The organism is Rahnella sp. AA, assembly GCF_002834385.1.
Taxonomy (GTDB): Bacteria; Pseudomonadota; Gammaproteobacteria; order Enterobacterales; family Enterobacteriaceae; genus Rahnella.
The window spans coordinates 21,264-42,535 of the sequence record NZ_PITQ01000006.1 but is presented as its reverse complement, the minus strand read 5'-3'; the positions used below and the strand labels follow the sequence as shown (position 1 = coordinate 42,535).

18 protein-coding genes are annotated in these 21,272 nt (G+C 51.9%); 9 read left to right on the top strand and 9 right to left on the bottom strand.

Features of this window, described 5'->3' with window-relative positions; all coding sequences use genetic code 11:
• Window positions 1-2: 2 nt before the first annotated feature.
• The 3 genes from CWS43_RS15365 to CWS43_RS15355 all read left to right on the top strand — a co-directional run bounded on the left by CWS43_RS15365 (window position 3) and on the right by CWS43_RS15355 (window position 2,843).
• Window positions 3-965 carry a hypothetical protein gene (locus tag CWS43_RS15365; RefSeq protein ID WP_101077900.1) on the top strand — a complete coding sequence of 321 codons (963 nt, stop codon included), beginning with the start codon at window positions 3-5 and terminating at the stop codon, window positions 963-965.
• A gap of 123 nt (window positions 966-1,088) precedes the next feature.
• Window positions 1,089-1,289, top strand: a complete 201-nt coding sequence (locus tag CWS43_RS15360; RefSeq protein ID WP_101077899.1) for a hypothetical protein — start codon at window positions 1,089-1,091, stop codon at window positions 1,287-1,289.
• 24 nt (window positions 1,290-1,313) lie between these two features.
• Window positions 1,314-2,843 carry an asparagine synthase-related protein gene (locus CWS43_RS15355; protein WP_101077898.1) on the top strand — a complete coding sequence of 510 codons (1,530 nt, stop codon included), beginning with the start codon at window positions 1,314-1,316 and terminating at the stop codon, window positions 2,841-2,843.
• A 733-nt stretch (window positions 2,844-3,576) separates the two neighbouring features.
• Here CWS43_RS15355 and CWS43_RS15350 read toward each other — a convergent pair.
• From CWS43_RS15350 to CWS43_RS15330, 5 genes are all read right to left on the bottom strand, one after another.
• Window positions 3,577-4,245 carry a pirin family protein gene (locus tag CWS43_RS15350; protein ID WP_232776994.1) on the bottom strand — a complete coding sequence of 223 codons (669 nt, stop codon included), beginning with the start codon at window positions 4,243-4,245 and terminating at the stop codon, window positions 3,577-3,579.
• A gap of 158 nt (window positions 4,246-4,403) precedes the next feature.
• Entirely contained in the window at window positions 4,404-5,636 is a 1,233-nt protein-coding gene (locus CWS43_RS15345) for an MFS transporter (RefSeq protein WP_101077896.1), read from the bottom strand.
• A 139-nt stretch (window positions 5,637-5,775) separates the two neighbouring features.
• Window positions 5,776-6,591, bottom strand: coding sequence for an alpha/beta fold hydrolase (locus CWS43_RS15340; protein ID WP_101077895.1), 816 nt, complete (start codon window positions 6,589-6,591; stop codon window positions 5,776-5,778).
• 167 nt (window positions 6,592-6,758) lie between these two features.
• Window positions 6,759-7,361: a TetR/AcrR family transcriptional regulator gene (locus CWS43_RS15335; protein WP_101077894.1), complete on the bottom strand. Its 603-nt coding sequence runs from the start codon at window positions 7,359-7,361 to the stop codon at window positions 6,759-6,761.
• 106 nt (window positions 7,362-7,467) lie between these two features.
• Window positions 7,468-8,145, bottom strand: coding sequence for an SDR family oxidoreductase (locus tag CWS43_RS15330; RefSeq protein WP_101077893.1), 678 nt, complete (start codon window positions 8,143-8,145; stop codon window positions 7,468-7,470).
• A 239-nt stretch (window positions 8,146-8,384) separates the two neighbouring features.
• Between CWS43_RS15330 and CWS43_RS15325 the strand changes: the two genes are divergently transcribed.
• The 4 genes from CWS43_RS15325 to CWS43_RS15310 all read left to right on the top strand — a co-directional run bounded on the left by CWS43_RS15325 (window position 8,385) and on the right by CWS43_RS15310 (window position 12,955).
• A complete protein-coding gene (locus CWS43_RS15325; protein ID WP_101077892.1) occupies window positions 8,385-9,626 on the top strand; it encodes an MFS transporter in 1,242 nt (413 codons plus the stop codon).
• An 18-nt stretch (window positions 9,627-9,644) separates the two neighbouring features.
• Window positions 9,645-10,715 (top strand): sugar phosphate isomerase/epimerase, encoded by a 1,071-nt coding sequence (locus tag CWS43_RS15320; protein WP_101077891.1) that lies wholly within the window; start codon window positions 9,645-9,647, stop codon window positions 10,713-10,715.
• Window positions 10,708-11,859 (top strand): Gfo/Idh/MocA family protein, encoded by a 1,152-nt coding sequence (locus tag CWS43_RS15315; RefSeq protein ID WP_101077890.1) that lies wholly within the window; start codon window positions 10,708-10,710, stop codon window positions 11,857-11,859. The genes CWS43_RS15320 and CWS43_RS15315 overlap by 8 nt, the downstream gene beginning before the upstream one ends.
• Before the next feature lie 115 nt (window positions 11,860-11,974).
• Window positions 11,975-12,955 carry a LacI family DNA-binding transcriptional regulator gene (locus tag CWS43_RS15310; protein ID WP_101077889.1) on the top strand — a complete coding sequence of 327 codons (981 nt, stop codon included), beginning with the start codon at window positions 11,975-11,977 and terminating at the stop codon, window positions 12,953-12,955.
• Window positions 12,956-13,002: 47 nt separating this feature from the next.
• Here the strand turns inward: CWS43_RS15310 and CWS43_RS15305 are convergent, their stop codons facing one another.
• Together CWS43_RS15305 and CWS43_RS15300 are read right to left on the bottom strand one after the other, a co-directional pair.
• Window positions 13,003-13,857, bottom strand: coding sequence for a sugar phosphate isomerase/epimerase (locus tag CWS43_RS15305; protein WP_101077888.1), 855 nt, complete (start codon window positions 13,855-13,857; stop codon window positions 13,003-13,005).
• A gap of 165 nt (window positions 13,858-14,022) precedes the next feature.
• A complete protein-coding gene (locus CWS43_RS15300; protein WP_101077887.1) occupies window positions 14,023-15,204 on the bottom strand; it encodes an MFS transporter in 1,182 nt (393 codons plus the stop codon).
• Between the two features lie 272 nt (window positions 15,205-15,476).
• Here CWS43_RS15300 and CWS43_RS15295 point away from each other — a divergent pair, with 272 nt between their 5' ends.
• Window positions 15,477-16,247 carry a DUF3750 domain-containing protein gene (locus CWS43_RS15295; protein WP_369825875.1) on the top strand — a complete coding sequence of 257 codons (771 nt, stop codon included), beginning with the start codon at window positions 15,477-15,479 and terminating at the stop codon, window positions 16,245-16,247.
• Window positions 16,248-16,318: 71 nt separating this feature from the next.
• Here the strand turns inward: CWS43_RS15295 and CWS43_RS15290 are convergent, their stop codons facing one another.
• The gene (locus CWS43_RS15290) at window positions 16,319-18,004 is read right to left on the bottom strand and encodes an NAD-dependent malic enzyme (protein WP_101077885.1); all 1,686 of its coding nucleotides are present in this window, start codon (window positions 18,002-18,004) and stop codon (window positions 16,319-16,321) included.
• A 489-nt stretch (window positions 18,005-18,493) separates the two neighbouring features.
• Between CWS43_RS15290 and CWS43_RS15285 the strand changes: the two genes are divergently transcribed.
• Window positions 18,494-19,438: an AEC family transporter gene (locus tag CWS43_RS15285; RefSeq protein WP_101077884.1), complete on the top strand. Its 945-nt coding sequence runs from the start codon at window positions 18,494-18,496 to the stop codon at window positions 19,436-19,438.
• Window positions 19,439-19,500: 62 nt separating this feature from the next.
• Here the strand turns inward: CWS43_RS15285 and fumA are convergent, their stop codons facing one another.
• The gene (fumA, locus tag CWS43_RS15280; protein WP_101077883.1) at window positions 19,501-21,147 is read right to left on the bottom strand and encodes a class I fumarate hydratase FumA; all 1,647 of its coding nucleotides are present in this window, start codon (window positions 21,145-21,147) and stop codon (window positions 19,501-19,503) included.
• Between the last annotated feature and the right edge of the window lie 125 nt (window positions 21,148-21,272).

The following is a 21,272-nucleotide window of genomic DNA, read 5'->3' as shown; positions in this document are numbered from 1 at the left end:
AAATGGCGACGGATATTGCCACGCAGGCCAGCACCGCGGGCGGGTTGAGAATTCATCCGCAATCGGGAGGCCTGTTGCAGGGTGAAGCCTGCCACTTTTATGTCTCCGAAGGCACGCAGGTGGTGAAAATCAGCGGTACGGATACGGAAGTTTGGGGCGTTGTGATGAACTTTACCGACGGTGCTCCGGCGGGGTTAACGGGAGATCCGCAGATACAAATCGAAGGATATACCGCTACCGCATTGCCTGCGACGGAAACTCAGGATCTCGTCAGTTACGGATATTACTATCTGGACAACGCCGGACAACCGCTGACGGCTAAGCAGGCGCAGAACATCGCGCAGCGCACCGTTGTGTTGCCGGGAATGCAGATTTTGTCGCGCCAGGATGCGATTTCCACGGTACATCTCACCCGCAACGAAGACATCGGTGGCGCGATTAACCCGCCGTTTATCTTCACCACGCCGGATGTTTCATTCGGCAACCCGTTACATCCTACCGTGCGTTCTCAGCAGGTGCTCAATATCGCCACGTTGGGCGCGGGGGGCAGCCAGCCGGTCACCCGGTCGTTGGATGCGCATCTGACCGCCCTGTTCAGTGCATTGTTCGCGCAGAGCTTCAGTGGCGACAGCACTCTTCAGATCAACGTCACTTATCTCTATACGCTGGCCGATGCGCTGACAGGCATGCCGGTTCCCCTGCCGGTGCTGGTGATGCCGCCGATGACCGTTAACGTCGATGGCAATGATCCGTCAGTCACGCCGCTGGCGCAGATGATAAGCCAGCTCAGCAGTGCGGTGACGGACTGGGCACAGGCTTATCAACCTTCCGCACGCGGGGCACAGCTGGTGTTTGAGGTCACCATGATGTCGAACCTGACGCAAAACCCGATGCCGCTGCTGGATCTGACCGGTCTTGAACTGCCGGTGGAATACATCGTTCCGTCGCTGCCGTCAGACCATTAAATGAGGGATTTCCACTCGCAAGAGAAGTCGTGTTGTTACTGTTGTTGACGTTGTTGTTTTACTGTCAGGCCTGCGGCTCCGTAGATAACGGAGCCTGTTAAAACGAACCTAATGAGGTGTTTTATGAATGCATTAAAACTGACTAACCGTAAGACTAAAACCAGCCCGCAGCTCCCGCAATTACAGCCATTATCTGACTGCATGGGGGATTTTGAAACTGAGCTTCACCGTGAACGCTTGCTGATTGGGGCTACGCAGGTATTCGGGAAAATGATGAGGGATAAAAAAGCCAATACCGCAGACGCCAAACAAAAACGTAATTAATCCAGCCAATCGCGGGAGATAAGTATGTTCAAGCTGCACATTGATTTACAGCAGTCCAGCATGGACTGGCATGTTGAAAATAATGCCTTAATCAGCCGTTGCGGCGAGTTTATACCTTTCTCCCATCCTATGGTGGGTGTCCGGGCGGTGCTGGTATCGCCCGGCCATTTAGGCATTTTTATTTTCGAACAGCCTTATGATGAGGATTTCACCGGAATACGGCTGGTATCCGCGGCGGGCGTGTTTATTCAATCCAGCCGGTTATCCACCGTGCCGGTATTTTTCACCGATAACGAGAAGATTCTGGATGTCAGCTGGGATCCGCTGGAATTATATCCGCTGATCGAGCCGGTTTTGCATGAGCAACGCGCGCTTCTTTATCTCAGTCATTTTGAACAGCCTTATGGTTTTGATACCGTGCTGGCGCAGATAAAACAACTGTGCGCCGGACATGGTGTGGTGTGGCAGCAGAATCACGGCTGGGACATTTATCAGCATCCGCTGCGTGTGACGCCTTACCCTAAAGTCCTCAAAAAACGTGCCGACCCTTGCCAGTCTTTCGGGCAATTGTTGGACAGCACCCTGCAACGGTTATTGCCGGATCCCTCAGTCACGCTGGCATCCGGTTTTAGCGGAGGACTTGATTCCAGCATTGTCACCGTTACTGCGGCGAGAGCCGGTTACAAGGTCAACACCTATGGTTTGCTGATGCCGGATGAAGGTCGAATCAGCCAGCAGCAAAGGCGCACCGCGGTGATTGAAAAATATGGCATCGTGGATCATACCGTTGACACTGCTGAAAATCGTCCGTCTGGCGCGGCATATGGACATACTGCACGTCAGCCGATGGTGCCCTGGGAAGAATTGCACTACGCCTGTTTTGACGAGATATATCAGCGTGCGGCAGAGGAAGGGTGCCGCGTGTTTCTGACCGGATTTGGCGGCGATGAGTTGCTGTGCGAATACTGGGATGAGATGGAAGATAAAGCCTCAGCGCTGCTGGAATATACTGAAGAGCAAAAATTGCCCGATTTTTTGAGCAAGAAAATACATCAAAATCAGCGGGATCGCTTAGACAAACTCATGGTTACACCGGCCATTTATGCGCAAAGCAGCGTTGTTGAGGCTATCAGTGGCGTCGCTGCGCAGTGTTTGCGCAATGGCCTGTGGCCGGTGCATCTGCTCACGACGCCTGAAGTGGTGCAATATTGTCACAGCTTGCCGCATGAATGGCGGGCGGAACGGACATTGATGCGCAAAGTATTATCGGGGTGGGGCGTCGATGACCTCATTGCCTATCCTCAGACAACCGAGAATTTCACGACGCTGTCTTGTCAGACGTTAACTTCCTGTCAGCAGGCAATGGCGCAGTTCCCACTTGAAAAGCTCGGGGCAATGGGATGGGTGGAAACCCGGGAGGTGGCCCATGCTTTCCAACGCTGGCTGGACGGAGTAGGTAAAGGGAAAATGGATATTCATTTTATTGCTGCTGTCGTGCTGGAATCGACGCTTGATAGCGTGGTGCAGGCGAGAGCCAGGGAAAATGTATCCTGATGATGATCATTTTAAGATCGTTATGTTAACGACTCTGCCTATATCCTGGGGGTAGATCACAGATTCCATTACGGTTTCTGATATTTCCCCCAAATACCAGACCTGTGCTTAAATACAGTGTTGACACACAAGATATAGCGAGTAGATTAAGACTCAGCACCCAAGAGAAATAGAATGAGAGTTTTATTTCGTGGTGCATTTAACAAGTTGATAAACTTGTAAGTAATGAGATGCGATAAAGGCCACGAAGTATTTTAGTTTGGGTGATTCAACACCGGGTAATATTTTCAAGCCCGTGAGATGATGCTTTAAGGCCACGCAGTAAAGCTGTGTAATCGCATGATGGGGACGAAAACGCGATGATGTAACGCCTTGTTATGAAGAGTAATGTTCGCGATTTGGGTACGTAAGTATGAAATCGGGAATATCGCGACGCGAGTAAGGTCACGCATCAAAGAGTCTATATCGCGAGGGTGATGTGCACATTTATCCTGATCTAAAAAAGAGGGGTAGATGAAATGAACAGGATACTGATGTTATTCCACAAAATTATAGGAGGATAGCGTTACCAGGCTTCAAAAATATATCCTGTGAAAATATGTACATCTTTAAAAGTAGTAATATGTAATTAAGTTGATGAATGTTAAATATTAATTTGAAAGTATCTTAAAAGCCCCGGTTTAACCACTGGGGCTTTTTCATTTCCGCTGTTCAGCTTTTTATTATGTCGTTATTACTTTCCGCTAATCGTGCCTTCCAGAATCGCTTCTGCGCCCAGGCAAACCAGAAAACACACCAGCGTGGTTTCTTTGACAGCAGTGGCCGCGGGCAATGCGCTTTCTTCATCACTGGCCGCATCGCCTTTTGACAGACTGGTCTCACCGATATTGATCTCACCATCCATGACATACAGCCATTGCGCAAACCCCGGATGTGAAGGGATGTTCGTGGTGCTGTTTTCGTCCATACGGATGTCGTAAACATAAACGGCCTGACGAATTTCCAGTGGAGATTCAATGCCTTCGGGTGCCGCCAACAGCGTCCATTCGTTTTGCCTGACGCCATCAGGGCGTTCCATAAACTGCACCTGCCCTTCAAGGTTAGCCTTACGCGGGCGAATAAATATCTGCAACATTTCTGCCGGGACCAGCGGAGTCGATTCCTCATGCCAGAAGCTTTCTCCGGCATTCATCATCATCAGTTTTTTGGGCGACAGAGGCACGCGGTTACCCGCAGAATCTTCATGCACCATTGAACCGCGCCACATATAGCTGAGGATTTCGTCATTATTATGCTCATGCATTTTCACAAGCGTACCCAGCTCAAGGTTCGCATGGTCTATCACACTCAGTGGCCCGAAAGCATCATCACCACTGCCGGGCAATATTTGCCCTGGGCGCATACGCCTGATTCTGAAAGGGCCGTATTCAAATGTTGTTTTAGGTTCGCCACGTAATACGTTAAACATAATTTCTCCAGAAAATGGCCTGAACGCAGGTTCAGATGAAAATACATAGCATGATTTTTAACATACTATTTTCATAAAGCGTAACTATGCCTTTAAGCGACGTTACTCTCCAGCTTCTGTCGTTTGCGTAATGCAGGGAACCACGTCATCCATAAACCGACGATGATCAATGTGCCTGCACCGCCGATGGCTGCAGCAGGCACGGCACCGACCCACGCGGCCAGCAGACCCGATTCAAACTCGCCCAGCTGATTGGACGTATTGATGAAAATAGAGTTCACCGCGCTGACGCGGCCACGCATATCGTCAGGCGTATCCAGCTGCACCAATGCGCCACGGATGACCATGCTGATCATATCGAAACCGCCCAGGGCGAACAGGGCAAGCATGGATAACCAGAGTGATGTGGAGAAAGCGAAAACCAGCGTGGCGACACCGAATCCGGCGACTGCGGCAAACATCGTCATCCCGACGTTACGCTTAAGCGCACGGTGGCTGAGCCAGAACCCGACTATCAGCCCGCCCACCGCCGGTGCACCGCGTAATAACCCTAATCCCCACGGGCCGGTATGCAGAATATCGTGCGCGAAAATCGGCAATAAAGCCGTTGCGCCACCGAGCAGAACAGCGAATAAATCCAGAGAAATCACACCCAGAACGTCCGGACGGTTGCGGATAAAACTGATGCCCGCGAACAACGTTTTAAACGTGGCCGGAACGCGGCGTGGCGGCGCCTGCTCGTAGTGCAAACGGCTGACCATGATAATCGATAACAGATAAAGACCGGCGCAAAAGGCGTAAGCGACACCGGCGCCGGCAACGTAAAGAAAACCGCCAAGTGCCGGGCCGACCATCGCGGCAGCCTGCCCGGAAACGCTGTTAGCCGCCATCGCCCGCGCGAGCAGATGAGGCGGTACCAGCGCAGGCAACATGGATTGCAGTGAAGGTGCTTCCATCGCCCTGGCGGTTGAAATGACAAAAATCAGCCCGAGGATAATCACTTCGTTCACATGATGGGTCAGCGTCAGATACGCCAGAGCGGCAATTGCCACCCACTCAGCCACCTGCCCGAGAAGCACTACGCGGCGTCGGTCAAACTGATCGGCAACGTGCCCGGCGACCAGCGCCAGTGCGACGGAGGGGAAAAACTGTACCAGCCCGATCAGCCCGAGATCGAACGCGCGGCCAGTGATCGAATAAATCTGCCAGCTCACCACAATGGAAAGCATCTGGAAACCAAAGCTGGAAGAGGCGCGGGCGATCCAGAACGCGACAAACGAGCGGTGTTGTAACAGTGAGTCCGGATCCACTGATGCTGATGACATGATAAATCCCTGAAAAATAAGGTATGCCGTGTTAGCCTGTCGCATGCGACAAATCAGCCCGGCAATTATTGAGAGTACAAATAATTAACAAACAATCTGACGGGCTGTTTTAGCATAAAAATTTCAGCAAATCTTCATTTCACATTGTGAAGAATGTGTGCAGCTCGCGGGCTAATACCTCAGGCTGTTCTTCAGGGATAAAATGGCCGCTGTTGGAAATGATTATGCCGGTCACATTTTCCGCGAAAGATCTCAGCGGTATCGCCATATCGGGGATAGACCCCTGATCGGCGCTCACGGCCAGCACCGGCATGTCTAATTTCCCGCGGCGATTAAGTTCGCGATTCTGCTCAGCGGAGACGGTGACCGAACGGTAGTAAGCCAGCCCGGCACGCAGGCCGCCGCTTTTGAGAAATACGCGCAGATATTCGCTGATGTCGTCATTTGAAAATACATCCGGCGCCGCCGTTTTTCTTCTCAAAAACCAGTCCAGATAAACCCTTTCATTCCCGGTGATCAATGCTTCCGGCAAATCGGGCAAGGTATGAAAGGCGAAATGCCAGGTTTTCCAGGATTTATCCGGCGTGACGGGTAACGCATCCGGCAAGGTAATCCCGGGGATGCCCGCATCCAGCAATGCCAGGCGTTTTACTTCATCATTAAAGAGTACGGCGTAAGGGTATGCCACCCATGCGCCGACATCGTGCGCGACCAAAAAATAACGGCTATGCCCCAGAGATTGCATTAAGTCGTGAGTTTTCTTTGCCAGAGTTTGCGTATCGTAGCCGGTTTCTGGCCGGTCAGAATCACCCTGGCCGGGCAGATCAGGGGCCACAAGCCAGAACTCCTTTTCCAGTGCTTTCATCACGCCACGCCAGGCATACCAGCTTTGAGGAAAACCCGCGAGCAGCAGCAGTACTTCGCCTTCGGGGTTACCGCCGCAGACATAATGCATCCTTACACCGTCAAGGGTGGCGTAGCGGTGATTAAAACCGGGAAGCGTGGTATCAGCGAAAGTCTGCGGCACGGTGGCAACCGGTGAGGATGAGTGAGTATGAGTCACGGTATTTCTCCCTATCAAAATTATTAGGAAACGTTTATTTCCTAAATGAGTAAAAAATATTAATCGAGAATTTTCAGGGCAAGTTCGAGTACCGTTTCTGCTGCCTGATGATTCTCCACTTTACCGGCGACGCGCATCCCCATTGCGATGCACAACATCAGCGAAGCGGCGGCTTCAGTGTAAACAGCATGCGAAACAGAGCCGTCGCTTTTACCCTGTTCGAGCAGTGATACCAAAACAGACTTATTGCGCATAATCGCCTGACGAACCAGGGCTGCGAGTTCATCATCAAACGTCAGCAGTTCTACGGCACTGCCGACGACCAGACAGCCCCGGCGGCCTTCGATTTCACGCGAAGATTTCTGGTAAAAGCGCAGGACTTCAGCAATACGTTCCCGTCCTGTCACCGCGCTTTCTATCTGCTGGCGCAACTGAGTATTGCGCAGCGACGTATAGCGTTCAAACACGTTCAGGAACAGGGTGCGTTTATCGCTGAATGCCTTGTAAATACTGCCGGAAGTCAGGTTCATCGCCTGACTGAGATCGCTGACAGATGCGGCATGAAACCCTTTTTCACGAAACACCGTCATTGCGTTATCCAGTGCCAGTTCAGTATCAAATTCGCGGGGACGTCCACGTTCTTTAGAAACGGAGGGTTGCATAAAAATGGCACCATTAGGAAATGATAGTTTCCTAATGGTGCCATTGATGAAAAGGTTCTGGCAAGATGTTTTTACGGTGAGGTCTGCTTTCCCCCGGCTGTTTGTATTACCAGCGCAATTCGCGGCCGGAATATTCTACAAAGTGATGGCCGCCTTTACCGCGCCAGGCCGCAAACACATCGGCAATCCCCTGGGTGCTTTCAGCGATGGTCAGCGTGGCGTTTTCGCCGCCCATGTCGGTTTGTACCCAACCCGGGTGAATCGACAGCAACGTCTGACCGTGCTGGTCTGTGGTCTCTTTCAGCGCCCGCGTCAGCATGTTCAGTGCCGCCTTACTGGCAGAATAAACCGGATAGGTGCACGACGGGTTCTCGTTAAGGCTGGATAACTCAGAAGTCATCAGCGCCATAATGCCGGTTTTGGGGGCCAGCAGCGGCAGCAGTTCGCGGGCACTGCGGACGGGGGAGAAGGCGTTGGTCATAAAAAGCTGAATGAGTTCTTCGTCAGAAGCCAGGCTGGCGTCCTGATGTTCCGGTCCGAATGCGCCTGCATTAACAAAAATCAGGTCAAACTGACGACCGGATAAGGCATCTTTGAACGACGCCCTTTCATCGGCTTTATTGATGTCCAGCTTCAGCCATTCAGCGGATCCTGCACTGCCTGCCGGTGCGGCATTGCGGGTTGTGCCCGTAACCTGCCAGCCGCGTTCTGCGAGCACATTCACTACGCCCAAACCGATACCCCGTGATGCGCCGATGATCAATGCTTTCTTTGAATCAGTCATATTCATCCTTTTAACTTCAATAAGTTATCTTATGGGAAATCTGTCAGCTCTGGTTGATCTTCCCTGCAGTATGCGACAGCATTTTTGTGGCATCAATTACCGCCTGTCCCATTTTCCCCATCGATATTTTTATCGTGACTAATCTCGCAAATTTATGACAAGTTGCGCGATAATTATTTTGTAATCGATTACTTTCTGAAAAACACAGTTTGTAATCGATTACTTTTGGCGAGGCGAAAATGATGTCAGCATTGGAAAGTAGTGAAAAAAGTCATGTGCAGTACCGGCTGTTGGTGCCACGGTTGTCCCTGATGATGTTCTTACAGTTCTTCATCTGGGGGAGCTGGTCGGTGACATTGGGGCTGGTGATGGCGCATCACAATATGTCTTTACTGATTGGGGATGCATTCTCGGCAGGGCCGATTGCCTCGATCCTGTCACCGTTTGTGCTCGGAATGCTGGTTGACCGGTTTTTCCCTTCGCAAAAAGTGATGGCAGTAATGCATCTGGCGGGGGCGGTTATCTTATGGTTTGTGCCGCAGGCGTTAATCAGTGAAAACGGTACTTTGCTGATCACACTGCTGTTTGGCTACACGCTTTGTTATATGCCGACGCTGGCGCTGACGAACAACATTGCGTTTCACAGCCTGAAAAACATCGATAAAAGTTTCCCGGTAGTGCGCGTATTTGGCACGATTGGTTGGATTGTCGCCGGTATCTTTATTGGCGTCACCGGCGTGTCGGCCAGCGTGAATATTTTCTGGGTGGCGGCGGCATGTTCTGTGGTGCTGGCGGTGTACAGCCTGACGCTGCCGCATACGCCGGCACCTGCGAAAGGGCAGCCGGTCGCGCTGCGCGACCTGTTTTGTGCCGATGCTTTTGCCCTGCTCAAAACCCGCCATTTCTTCGTGTTCTCGCTTTGCGCCATGCTGATTTCCGTACCACTCGGCACTTACTACGCTTACACCGCGTCCTATCTGGCGGATGTCGGGATCAGTGATGTCAGTACGGCGATGTCTTTCGGCCAGATGTCCGAGATCTTCTTCATGCTGGTCATTCCGCTGTTATTCCGCCGCCTCGGCGTCAAATACATGTTGCTGATCGGCATGCTGGCCTGGTTTGTGCGCTACGCCTTTTTTGCGCTGGGCGTCAGTGAGGAAGGCCGTTTTCTGCTGTATCTCGGCATCCTTTTGCATGGCGTGTGCTACGACTTCTTCTTTGTTGTCGGTTTCATTTACACCGACCGCGTGGCCGGTGAAAAAGTGAAAGGGCAGGCGCAGAGCATGATCGTGATGTTCACCTACGGTATCGGGATGTTACTGGGTTCGCAGATTTCCGGCGCGCTGTATAACCACCTGGTCGCCGGACAAATCGTGCCGCAGGCATGGGTATCGTTCTGGTGGATCCCGGCGATTTCTGCCGCCGTGATTGCGTTAATTTTCCTCTTCTCATTCAAATATAAAGAGAAAGAGCTGATTTGATTTTCTTTCGGAGGTGCAATGAAAACCATTAAAGGACCGGGCATTTTTCTGTCGCAATTCATCGGGGGTCACCCCCCGTTTAACACGCTGGACGGACTTGCCGGATGGGCCGCGTCGCTGGGCTATAAAGCGTTGCAGATCCCCTGTAATCATCCGCACATTTTTGATTTGGAAAAAGCCGCTACCTGCCAGAGCTATTGCGATGACATTCGCGAAACGCTGGCAAAACACGGGCTGACGATAAGCGAACTTTCCACACACCTTGAAGGGCAACTGGTGGCGGTTCATCCGGCTTATGATCTGGCGTTCGATGGTTTTGCGCCCGAAACCGTGCGGGGTAATCCGCCAGCACGTCAGGCGTGGGCGACGCAGGCGTTAAAACATGCGGCGGCGGCCTCGCAGAAACTGGGGCTGAAAGCACACGCCACGTTTTCCGGTTCACTGGCCTGGCCGTATTTCTATCCGTGGCCGCCGCACAACCAGGTCCTGCTGGACGAGGCTTTTGATGAGCTGGCAAGCCGCTGGCTGCCAGTTCTGGATTGTTTCGACCAGCACGGTGTCGATGTTTGTTTTGAAATTCACCCCGGTGAAGATTTGCACGACGGTGCAACGTTTGAGCGTTTTCTGGCTCGGGTAGATAACCATCCACGTTGCAATATCCTTTTTGACCCAAGCCATCTGCGCCTTCAGCACATGGATTATCTGGCATTTATCGACCGCTATCACGACCGCATCAAAGCTTTCCATGTGAAAGATGCCGAGTTTACAGCCAGCGGCCACACCGGTGTTTATGGTGGCTATCAGAACTGGGCCGATCGCGCAGGGCGTTTCCGTTCACCGGGTGATGGTGACATCGATTTCAAAGGCATTTTCAGCAAACTGTCGCAATACGATTATGACGGCTGGGCGGTGCTGGAATGGGAGTGTTGCCTGAAAGATGCTGAAACCGGCGCGCGCGAGGGCAGCGAGTTTATTCGCCAGAATATCATTCCGGTTGCTGACCGGGCATTTGATGAATTTGCTGCCGGAACGAACGATCGTGCCAATGCACGCCGTATGTTGGGGCTTGGGGAAATTGCCAATGATTAAAGTCGGCATTATAGGCACCGGTTTTATCGGGCCGGCACACATTGAAGCCCTGCGCCGGCTGGGCGTTGTTGAGGTGGTGGCGCTTTGTGATACTCCTTTGAGTGCGGCTCAGGGCAAAGCCCGGCAGTTAAACGTTCCGCACGCGTACGGCGATATTGATGCACTGCTGGCGCACCCGGGGCTGGAAGTGGTGCACAACTGCACGCCGAACCATCTGCATGCGGAAATAAACCGTAAAATCCTGCGGGCCGGTAAGCATGTTTTCTCTGAAAAGCCATTGTGCATGACGGGGGAGGAAGCCCGGGAACTGGTTTCGCTGGCGGAAACTGCGGGTGTGGTTCACGGCGTCAGCTTTGTTTATCGCCAGTTTGCGATGGTTCAGCAGGCCGCCAGCATGTTGCGCCACGGACAGCTCGGACGGTTATTCTCGACACACGGCAGCTATCTGCAGGACTGGATGCTGCTGGAAACTGATTTTAACTGGCGCGTTGATGCCGCGCAGGGCGGTGTTTCACGCGCGATTGCTGATATTGGTTCGCACTGGTGTGACACGCTGCAATTTGTCACTGGCAAACGGATCACCGAGGTCATGGCGGATTTATCCATTGTCTGGCCAACCCGTAAAGCCAATGTGCAGGGCAACTCCACGTTTACATCAGGGCAGGGTGAAGCACTTTATGAAGATCGCCCGGTTTCGACCGAGGATGCAGGCTCGGTATTGTTCCGCTTTGACGACGGCAGCAAGGGGTGTTTCACCGTATCTCAGGTCAGCGCAGGCAGAAAAAACCGACTCAACTTTGAGGTGAATGGCAGTGTGGCGTCTGTCGCCTGGGATCAGGAGACACCACAACAACTGTGGATTGGGCACCGTGCGCAGGCGAATCAGATTTTGTCGGATGATCCGGGGTTGATGAATCCGGATGTCGCGCACAGCGCACACTTCCCCGGTGGGCACATTGAAGGCTGGCCGGACGCATTCAAAAATATGATGTTGCAGTTCTACAGCGCCGTGCGCGAAGGCCGCGTGCCGGCAAAAGGCAGCAGCCCGTTTGCTACTTTCCATGAAGGGGCCAGCGTGATGTTTATCATCGATGCCATTGTGCAAAGCCATCAGCAACAACGCTGGGTGAAAGTTTCCGCCTGAACCTGAGTTAATAACCTTGCCCGGCGTACAGATAACGTCGGGCTTTAATTCATGCCGTCCGTAAACTGTGGTAGCCTCTGGCAAAAAAGAGCTGACCGCAGGATGTGTTGTAGCTATGTCCATTCAGAAAATTGCCAAACTGGCCGGTGTCTCGGTCGCGACGGTTTCCCGCGTGCTGAACAACAGCGATACCGTTAAAAGCAAAAACCGTGAACGTGTGCTGGAAGCGATCAGGGAAAGTAACTATCAGCCTAATCTTTTAGCCCGCCAGCTGAGAACGTCCAGAAGTTCGATGATTCTGGTGATGGTGTCGAATATTGCCAACCCGTTTTGTGCTGATGTCGTCAAAGGCATTGAAGAAGAAGCCGAGAAGAACGGCTATCGTATCTTGCTGTGCAATTCTGGTTCGGATATTGAACGTTCAAAATCCAGCCTTGGCTTGCTTTCCGGCAAAATCGTTGACGGTATTATTACCATGGATGCTTTTTCCAAATTGCCGGATCTGACCACTATGATTGGCCAGACGCCGTGGGTACAGTGCGCCGAATATGCGGATGCGGGAGAGGTTTCCTGTGTGGGGATTAGCGACTGTGAGGCTTCGGAATTTGCCATCGAACATTTGTTCTCACGCGGCTGCCAGCGCGTTGCGCTCATCAACCACGATCTGAGTTACAAATATGCCCAGCTGCGCGAGCGTGGTTATAAAACCGTGATCCGCAAACAGGGTTCCGCGTTTGAAGCTATCGAATACGCCAGCGAATTGAGTTTCAGTGCCGGTAAGGCCGCAATGGAACAACTGCTGCAGGCAGATATCCGGCCCGATGCTGTTTTCGCGGTTTCCGATACGCTGGCTGCGGGCGCGATGCGCGCCATTGAAGAAGCCGGGCTAAAAATCCCGCAGGATGTGGCCGTGATCGGCTTTGACGGGACGGAACTGGCAGAAATGGTTTCACCACAGCTGACTACGATTGAACAGCCGTCGCGTGATATAGGGCGCCAGGCGGTATCGCTGCTGCTACGTAAAATTGATAACCCTGAGGCTCCGGCAGAACGCCTGATGATGGACTGGCACTTTATTGCCCGAGCCAGTGCCTGATGTGAATGCGTAATATTGCCCGCCAGTTTGCGGGCAATCTCCTGACGTTATTTCTCCGTTGCGGCCAGCGCCTTGCTCAGGTTCTTGTAGGACGTCGTGATGATGCTCCAAGGATCTTGCGGAGCGTCATGCTCTACAATGAACCACTTCACACCGCTGCTTTTTGCTGCCGGAAGAATCGTTTTCCAGTCCAGCAAACCTTCGCCCAGCGGAGCAAAATTCATCTCATTATCCCGCACGCCAATCGCGGCATTATCTTTGGCGTGAATAGCATAAACACGGCCCGGAAATTTCTTCAGCAAAATGTCCGGATCCTGCCCGCCGCGCGAAACCCATGCGGCATCCATTTCCATCACCAGATTCTCGGCGCGCGTATTCTCAAAAATGATCTCGAGAGCAGTTTTTCCGTCATACTTTTTCATCTCGAAATTATGATTGTGATAACCCAGCTGAATACCGTCTTTACGCAGCTTCGCGCCCATTTTATCCAGGCGCAGCGCATAGGCTTTCCAGCCGGCAGCGCTGTCCGGGCGGTCTTCCGGCTTGATCCACGGCACGATAATCACCTTATTGCCAATTGCCTTATTGAATGCCAGCGTTTGGTCATATTGCTCATCAAGCGCTGCCAGCTGTACGTGTGCGGAGATCACATACAGCTGATTATCTTTCAGTACCGCATTCATTTTTTCTGCAGTTAAACCGTGGTCGCCCACCAATTCTACATTTTTGAATCCGGCGTCGTGCGCCATTTTAAATTGCGCTGCGGCATCACCGACGTTACGCAGTGTGTACATTTGCAGCGCGATTTCTTTATCTGAAGAAGGCGCTGTGGCGTGAAGGGGTAAACTGATCAGGGACGACAGCACCAGCAGGCCACCGGCGAGGTAAGGTTTTAAAAACATGTTCCGCTCCATTTATTTTGTAATCGATTACAAAATTTACATTCAAAAAGTAATCGATTACAAAACATAAATGGGATGATTATCAGGAGTGTGAGAGCGCTCACAAATACGATATTCGCAAACTGAGGAATAAAAACCGCCCCAAAACCCGGAGCGGTTTGATGGCTAACGTTGCTGGCGGGCGAGACGGATAACCAGACCCAGACCGACAACACTGCAGGCTGCGGCGACGGCGAATACGGATGAATAACCTAACTGTGTCGCCAGCACGCCGGTCAGCGGGCCGGTTGCCGCATAGGAAACATCCTGGAAAGCGGCATAAGCGCCAATCGCGGTTCCGCGTACCTGTGGCTGAACGCGTTTCACCACTTCCACGCCGAGAGATGGATAAATCAGTGAGCAACCGCAGCCGGTTAATGCTGCACCGAGCAGGGCGATATAAGGTGACGTCGCGGCAAAAATCAGCAGCAAGCCGGCGGTTTCAATCACAAATGACCCCAACGCAACCGGCAAACCACCGCATTTATCCGGCAGATGGCCGAAGAAAACGCGCATCAGCACAAACGCACCGCCGAAACAGGTTAACGCCAGCCCTGCATGGGCCCAGCCTTCGGCGCTGAACAGCAGCGAAACAAATGTCCCGATAACGGCAAATCCGACACCTTGTAAAAATAACGCAATGCCGAGAGGAGAAACCTGCCCAAGCAGCGTCCACATCGGTACCGGATGGCCGCGCAGGGGTTCAACGCCGGCTATCCGCAGATTATTGAGAAAGCCTGCCAGCGGTAAGATAATCACAGCGATACCCAGCGCCAGAAAACCCCACTGCTGATGGATGTAAAGCCCGAGTGGCGCACCGGCGGCCAGTGCGCCGTAAATGGCCATACCCGCCCAGGACATCACTTTTCCCGATCGCTCTCGACTGACCAGCCCAAGACCCCAGGTGAGATGCCCGGTAATCAACTGGCTTTCGCCAAACCCTAAAATCAGCCGCCCGACAACCAGAATGCCGAACTTCGTCATCACATCGACCGGCAGGAGTGCAGCAAGAATGTAGGTTGTCCCTGCCAGCGCGCAGGCCAGCATGCCTTGCAGGTTTGAGCGTTTACCGCCCTGACTGTCAGCCAGACGCCCGGCATAAGCGCGGGTCAGCACGGTGGCCAGAAACTGGATACCCACGGCGATGCCCACCATCGTATTACTCAGGCCCAGGACCTGATGTACATACAAAGGAATTACGGGCAGCGGCAGGCCGACGCATAAATAGGAGAGAAAAAGGGAGAACGAGAGAGGCAGCAGAAAACGGCTGTTTTCGGCAGTGTTAGAGGTTGAGACTTCAGATGACATAAATTACTCACATCGCCCGACGGGCGCAGATTGCACAAAATTCTTTCTGCGCAAAATAGGGCAGAAAGCTGTGCGTTGAGTAACGTTAACGCTTACGCGTAATAGAATTCCTATTACGTTGTGGCATTAAAATAATGTAATTTCAGGAAAATGCCAACCCGCTATTTGCAACAAAGTTTGTGATGCACGACAGATTTTTGCGTTGCCAGCCTTGCAATGGATGCGTACTGTTGTTCTTTCGTACAGATTTGACACAAGGTGAATGAGAAATAATGGCCGTGAAATGGATAATTCTATGTTTTGCAGGCGTTTTGTTGCTGTCATTTGGCTACAGCTATGCCCGGGCGTCGCACACTAAAACGGAGCCCGCCAGTCAGAACTGGTCTACGGCGCGTCGTGATTCATCCGGTATTGCGCCCGATCCGGTCAAACTTAAAAGCACCGCGATCGTTCAGATTTACGCCGCACCGACTTACGGCTGGCGTGGTCTGGTAGCAGTACATCCGTGGATTATCTTCAAACGTGAAGGTGAAACCGAATTTACCCGCTACGACGTTATCAGTTGGGGGAGCAGCCATGTGGTTCGCCGTAATTATGCCATCCCCGATGGCTACTGGTTTGGTTCACAACCCAAATTGCTGGTTGATCATCGCGGCGCGCAGGCGCAAATGATGATCCCAAAAATTGAAGCGGCGATCAAAAATTACCCTTATCCGGAGACATATCACGCCTGGCCCGGGCCAAACAGTAATACGTTTATGGCCCATATTGGTCGCGAAGTGCCGGAGCTGAAACTGGATATGCCATCGAATGCCATCGGCAAAGATTACCGGGGGATTACGGATCCTGTCGGTTTACCGCCATCCGGGCGAGGTGTGCAGGTTTCAGTGCTGGGGCTGCTAGGTGTCACGCTCGGCGTTGAAGAGGGGGTTGAAGTGAATGTGTTAGGGCTGAATCTGGGTATCGACTTCAAAAATCCGGCGCTGCGTTTGCCGTTTGTCGGACGTGTCGGTTTTGATAATCCGCAAAATGCTGAGCTCTGACGTGTCGTGCTAAAATTTGTTACAGATGCAAAATGGCCGGTACTTAATAACATTACCGGCCAGGCAAATCATCAGAACGAAGAATGCTTATAAGAACGGTATTCTGGCTTCCAGAACTCAGTATCGAGACGGTTTTGTAACGTTTCCTCCGGGACTTCCGGTGCCACGCCTTCCTGTTGCGCGACGCGGGCAACTTCTGTCGCAATCACTTTCGACACATGCTGAATATCGGCGATGGCCGGTAGCAGTGAGCCTTTGCCAGTGGTCGCCAGCGGAGAAAGGCTGGCGAGTGCCTGGCTGGCAGCCAGCAGCATTCCGTCGGTCACGCGACGTGCTTTCGCGGCCAGAATCCCCAAACCTAAACCCGGGAAGATATACGCATTATTGCATTGCGGGATCGGGTAAGTGCGATCCTGGTAATGTACCGGCGCAAACGGGCTGCCGGTGGCCATCAGCGCCGCGCCTTCCGTCCACGCAATCACATCCTGAGGACGCGCTTCTGCGCGGGACGTCGGATTAGACAGTGGCATAATGATCGGATGATGGCAGTTATGGTGCATTTCACGGATGATTTCTTCAGTGAAAAGCCCCGGTTGCCCGGAAACGCCAATCAGAATCGTCGGTTTGGAATGGTGCACGACGTCCTGCAACGAGATGTTTTGCGCATCCACTTTCCAGTGGGCAATGTTGGCTTTGCGGGTGACCAGTTTGCGCTGAAAATCGAGCACGTTCGGCATGTCGTCGGTCAGCAGGCCAAAGCGATCCACCATAAAGACCTGGCTGCGGGCTTCGTCTTCCGTTGCGCCTTCGGCGACCATCTGCGCGATAATTTTTTCTGCAATACCGCAACCGGCAGACCCCGCGCCGAGGAAGGTCACGCGCTGATCGCGTAGCTGCGTTCCTGCTGCGTGGCTGGCGGCAATCAGACAGCCCAGCGTCACCGCTGCGGTGCCCTGAATATCGTCATTGAAGCAGCACAGTTCATCGCGGTAGCGTTCCAGAAGCGGCATGGCGTTGGTCTGAGCGAAATCTTCGAACTGCAGCAACACATCCGGCCAGCGTGTTTTCACAGCCTGGATAAACATATCCATGAATTCATTGTATTCGCCGTCGGTAATGCGCGGATGACGCCATCCCATATACAACGGATCATCAAGGCGCTGTGCATTATTGGTGCCGACGTCGAGCATGATCGGTAACGTGTTCGCGGGATTAATCCCACCGCAGGAGGTGTAGAGGGACAATTTTCCGATAGGGATACCCATCCCGCCAATCCCCTGATCGCCCAGCCCGAGAATACGTTCTCCGTCGGTGACGACGATCACGCGGATGTCATTCTTGGAGAAGTTTTGCAGCATTTCATCGATATGGTCACGATCCGGATAGGCGATGAACAGGCCTCTGGCACGACGGTAGATATCAGAAAAGTGCTCGCAGGCTTCACCGACCGTTGGGGTATAGATGATCGGCAGCATTTCTTCCAGATGAGAATTGACCAGGTTATAGAAAAGCGTTTCGTTAGTGTCCTGGATATTACGCAGATAAACGTGTTTGGAAATATCGCGTTTGAATTCAGAAAATTGCGTGTAAGCGCGGTCGGTTTGTTCGCTGATAGTTTCTACCTGATTTGGCAGCAATCCGTTCAGGTTAAGTGCCAGACGTTCCTCGCGGTTGAAAGCAGAACCTTTGTTTAGCAGCGGATTTTCGAGCAACAGTGAACCGGTGTAATGCGTGTAGAGTGGGCGTTTTTTTAACATCGTTAAGCCTTAGAGCGTTTGTACTCAGTGATTTCCCTTAGCATTATTTCTTTGCTTCAGGAACCCTCGCAGTAAAATCCTATAAACAATCAAATCAGCGTGAATTAAAAATAAATAAAATGGCGCACAGCAACCGTAAATATAAGTTATTTTTGTCCTGTTTTTATATCATGTGAAAAGGGGTGGTGCTGGTTACTTAAATTACAAAAGCATTTTAATACTTACTTAGTGATGAAAAACAACAGTGTGTTGTTGGATATTTCAAAATACTTCAGTGTAAGTAATAAAATAACAGTGGACTTAAGTTAAATAACGCAATTCACAATAAGTATTTGATTTAAATGTATTTTGTTGTTAAGTAATTATTGTTATTTATATCTAATATACAGATGTGACAACCATCACAAATACCCGAAAGGTAAAATAATATAAATACTCGCGATTTTATTTTCCTTCATTCAATTAACTATAAAAAGAAAAGGTCTTATTATGCCGACGTTACTTTTATCCTCTTTATTTCCTTTGGTTTTTGTTATGGTTTTAGGCTGGCTGAGTGGGAAACTCGGTTATATGAAACGTGACGATGCAACAGTATTAGCCACTGTGGTTATCCGTTTTGCCTTGCCACTGCACCTGTTTATCGGTGCATTACATACCGATCCTTCCAAAATACAAAACTTATCCTTTATGGCCGTGCTAGTGATCGGCCTGATGGGATCTTATCTTCTGACACTGTGTATTTCACGTTTTCTGTTCCGTCACGACATAAAAACCAGCGCGATTCAGTCGCTTGTCTGTGCATTCCCGGATATGGCGTATTTCGGCGCGCCGGTTCTGGCTGTGCTTATCGGGCCGGAAGGTTTTCTGGGCGTCCTGGTGGGCAACCTGATCACCAGCGTACTGATGATCCCGCTGACCATCGTACTGATCCGCATGGGGGATAAGAACAGTGAACTGGCCGGACAGGGCAGTCTGGGCAAAATGATCCTGACTAACCTGTTTAAAGCGGTACGTAACCCGATAGTGTGGATCCCGGTTCTCGGCGTCATCATGAGTCTCGCGGGGATCAAAATTCCGGAACTCCTGTCGTCTTCGGTTGAAATGATGGGGAAAACGGCAGGCGGGATTTCGTTATTCGCGCTGGGGCTGTTGTTCTTCGGTGAACGTCCGACCCTGAATATCCATACTTTTACCAACATCGGGATGAAGAACTTAATTCAGCCCGCCATCATGGCCGCCGCCGGGATAGCATTTGGGCTGAGCCATACGCTGATGCAGCAGGTGGTGATTATCGGTGCCACACCTTCGGCGATTGCTGCCGGAATGTTTGCGGTGCGCAGTGATACTTACGTGGAATCCGCGTCGTCTTCCATTCTCATCGGAACAGCGCTCGGGATTGTGACGGAAGGGATCGTGATTTATATGATGTCTTAACGCCTGAACCGATAAAAAAGGCCCGCCATTTCTGGCGAGCCTTTTGTTTTAGCACAATCTGATCACTTCACGCATTTAGCGCATTGGTTTTGCTGAATCTGCTGGAAGAAGTCATTACCTTTGTCATCCACCAGGATGAACGCCGGGAAGTTTTCCACTTCAATTTTCCAGATTGCTTCCATCCCTAATTCAGGGTACTCAACGCATTCGAGGCTCTTGATACTCTGTTGCGCAAGAACCGCTGCCGGGCCGCCGATGCTGCCCAGATAGAAGCCGCCATGTTTGTGGCACGCATCCGTCACCTGCTGGCTGCGGTTGCCTTTTGCCAGCATGATCATGCTGCCGCCGTTCGATTGCAGAAGATCCACGTAGGAATCCATGCGGCCTGCGGTGGTTGGGCCGAGGGAACCGGACGCATAGCCTTCTGGCGTTTTCGCCGGGCCTGCGTAGTAAATCGGGTGATCTTTGACGTACTGCGGCAAACCTTCGCCGTTGTCCAGACGCTCTTTCAGTTTGGCGTGCGCAATGTCGCGGCCCACGATAATCGTACCGCTCAGGGAGAGGCGGGTTGATACCGGATATTCTGAAAGTTGTGCGAGGATTTCTTTCATCGGACGGTTCAGGTCAACTTTAACGGCTTCGCCTTCACCTGCGTGACGCAGTGATTCAGGGATGTATTTGCCCGGATTGCTTTCCAGTTTCTCAATCCAGATGCCGTCTTTGTTGATTTTCGCGCGGATGTTACGGTCAGCGGAGCAGGAAACGCCCATGCCTACCGGGCAGGAAGCGCCGTGACGCGGCAGACGAACAACGCGGATGTCGTGAGCAAAGTATTTGCCACCGAACTGTGCGCCGAGGCCCAGATTGTTCGCTTCGACCAGCAGTTCCTGTTCGAGCTGTACGTCGCGGAACGCCTGACCGTGTTCGTTGCCTTCAGTTGGCAGGCCATCGTAGTAATGTGTGGACGCCAGTTTTACCGTTTTCAGGGTAGCTTCGGCAGAAGTCCCGCCGATTACAAACGCGATATGGTACGGAGGGCAGGCTGCGGTACCCAGCGTGCGCATTTTCTCAACCAGATAACCTTTCAGTTTCGCCGGGGTGATCAGCGCTTTGGTTTCCTGATAAAGATAGGTTTTGTTCGCAGAGCCGCCGCCTTTGGCGATACACAGGAATTTGTACTCGTCGCCATCGACGCTGTAGAGGTCGATTTGCGCTGGCAGGTTAGTACCGGTGTTCACTTCTTTGTACATATCCAGCGCAGCATTCTGCGAATAGCGCAGGTTGTCTTCGATGAACGTGTTGTAAACGCCCTGAGACAGGCTGGCTTCGTCGTTGCCGCCGGTCCAGACGCGCTGGCCTTTTTTGCCCATGATGATCGCGGTGCCGGTGTCCTGGCAGGTTGGCAAAATGCCTTTCGCGGCGATCTCTGAGTTTCTCAGGAACTGCAATGCAACGTATTTGTCGTTTTCGCTGGCTTCCGGGTCATCCAGGATAGCGGCAACTTGTTGCTGATGTGCCGGGCGCAGCATGAAAGAGGCATCGTGGAATGCGTGCTGAGCCAGCAGGGTAAGTGCTTCGGGTGCGACTTTTAAAACATCTTCACCGTCAAACTGGCTGACAGAGACATGCTCTTTGGTCAGCAGATAATATTCGGTATCGTCTTTGGAAACGGGGAAGGGATTCTGATAGTAGAACGGTTTATTCGACATTGTTTTCTCACTTAATCCGTTATGGCCGCCATGGGTACAACGATTTTCAGGAAGAGTACGGGAAAATCACGGCGACGTTTCTATTCGTTCCGTATGTTGCCAGCCAAATACACAGGCTGGCAACG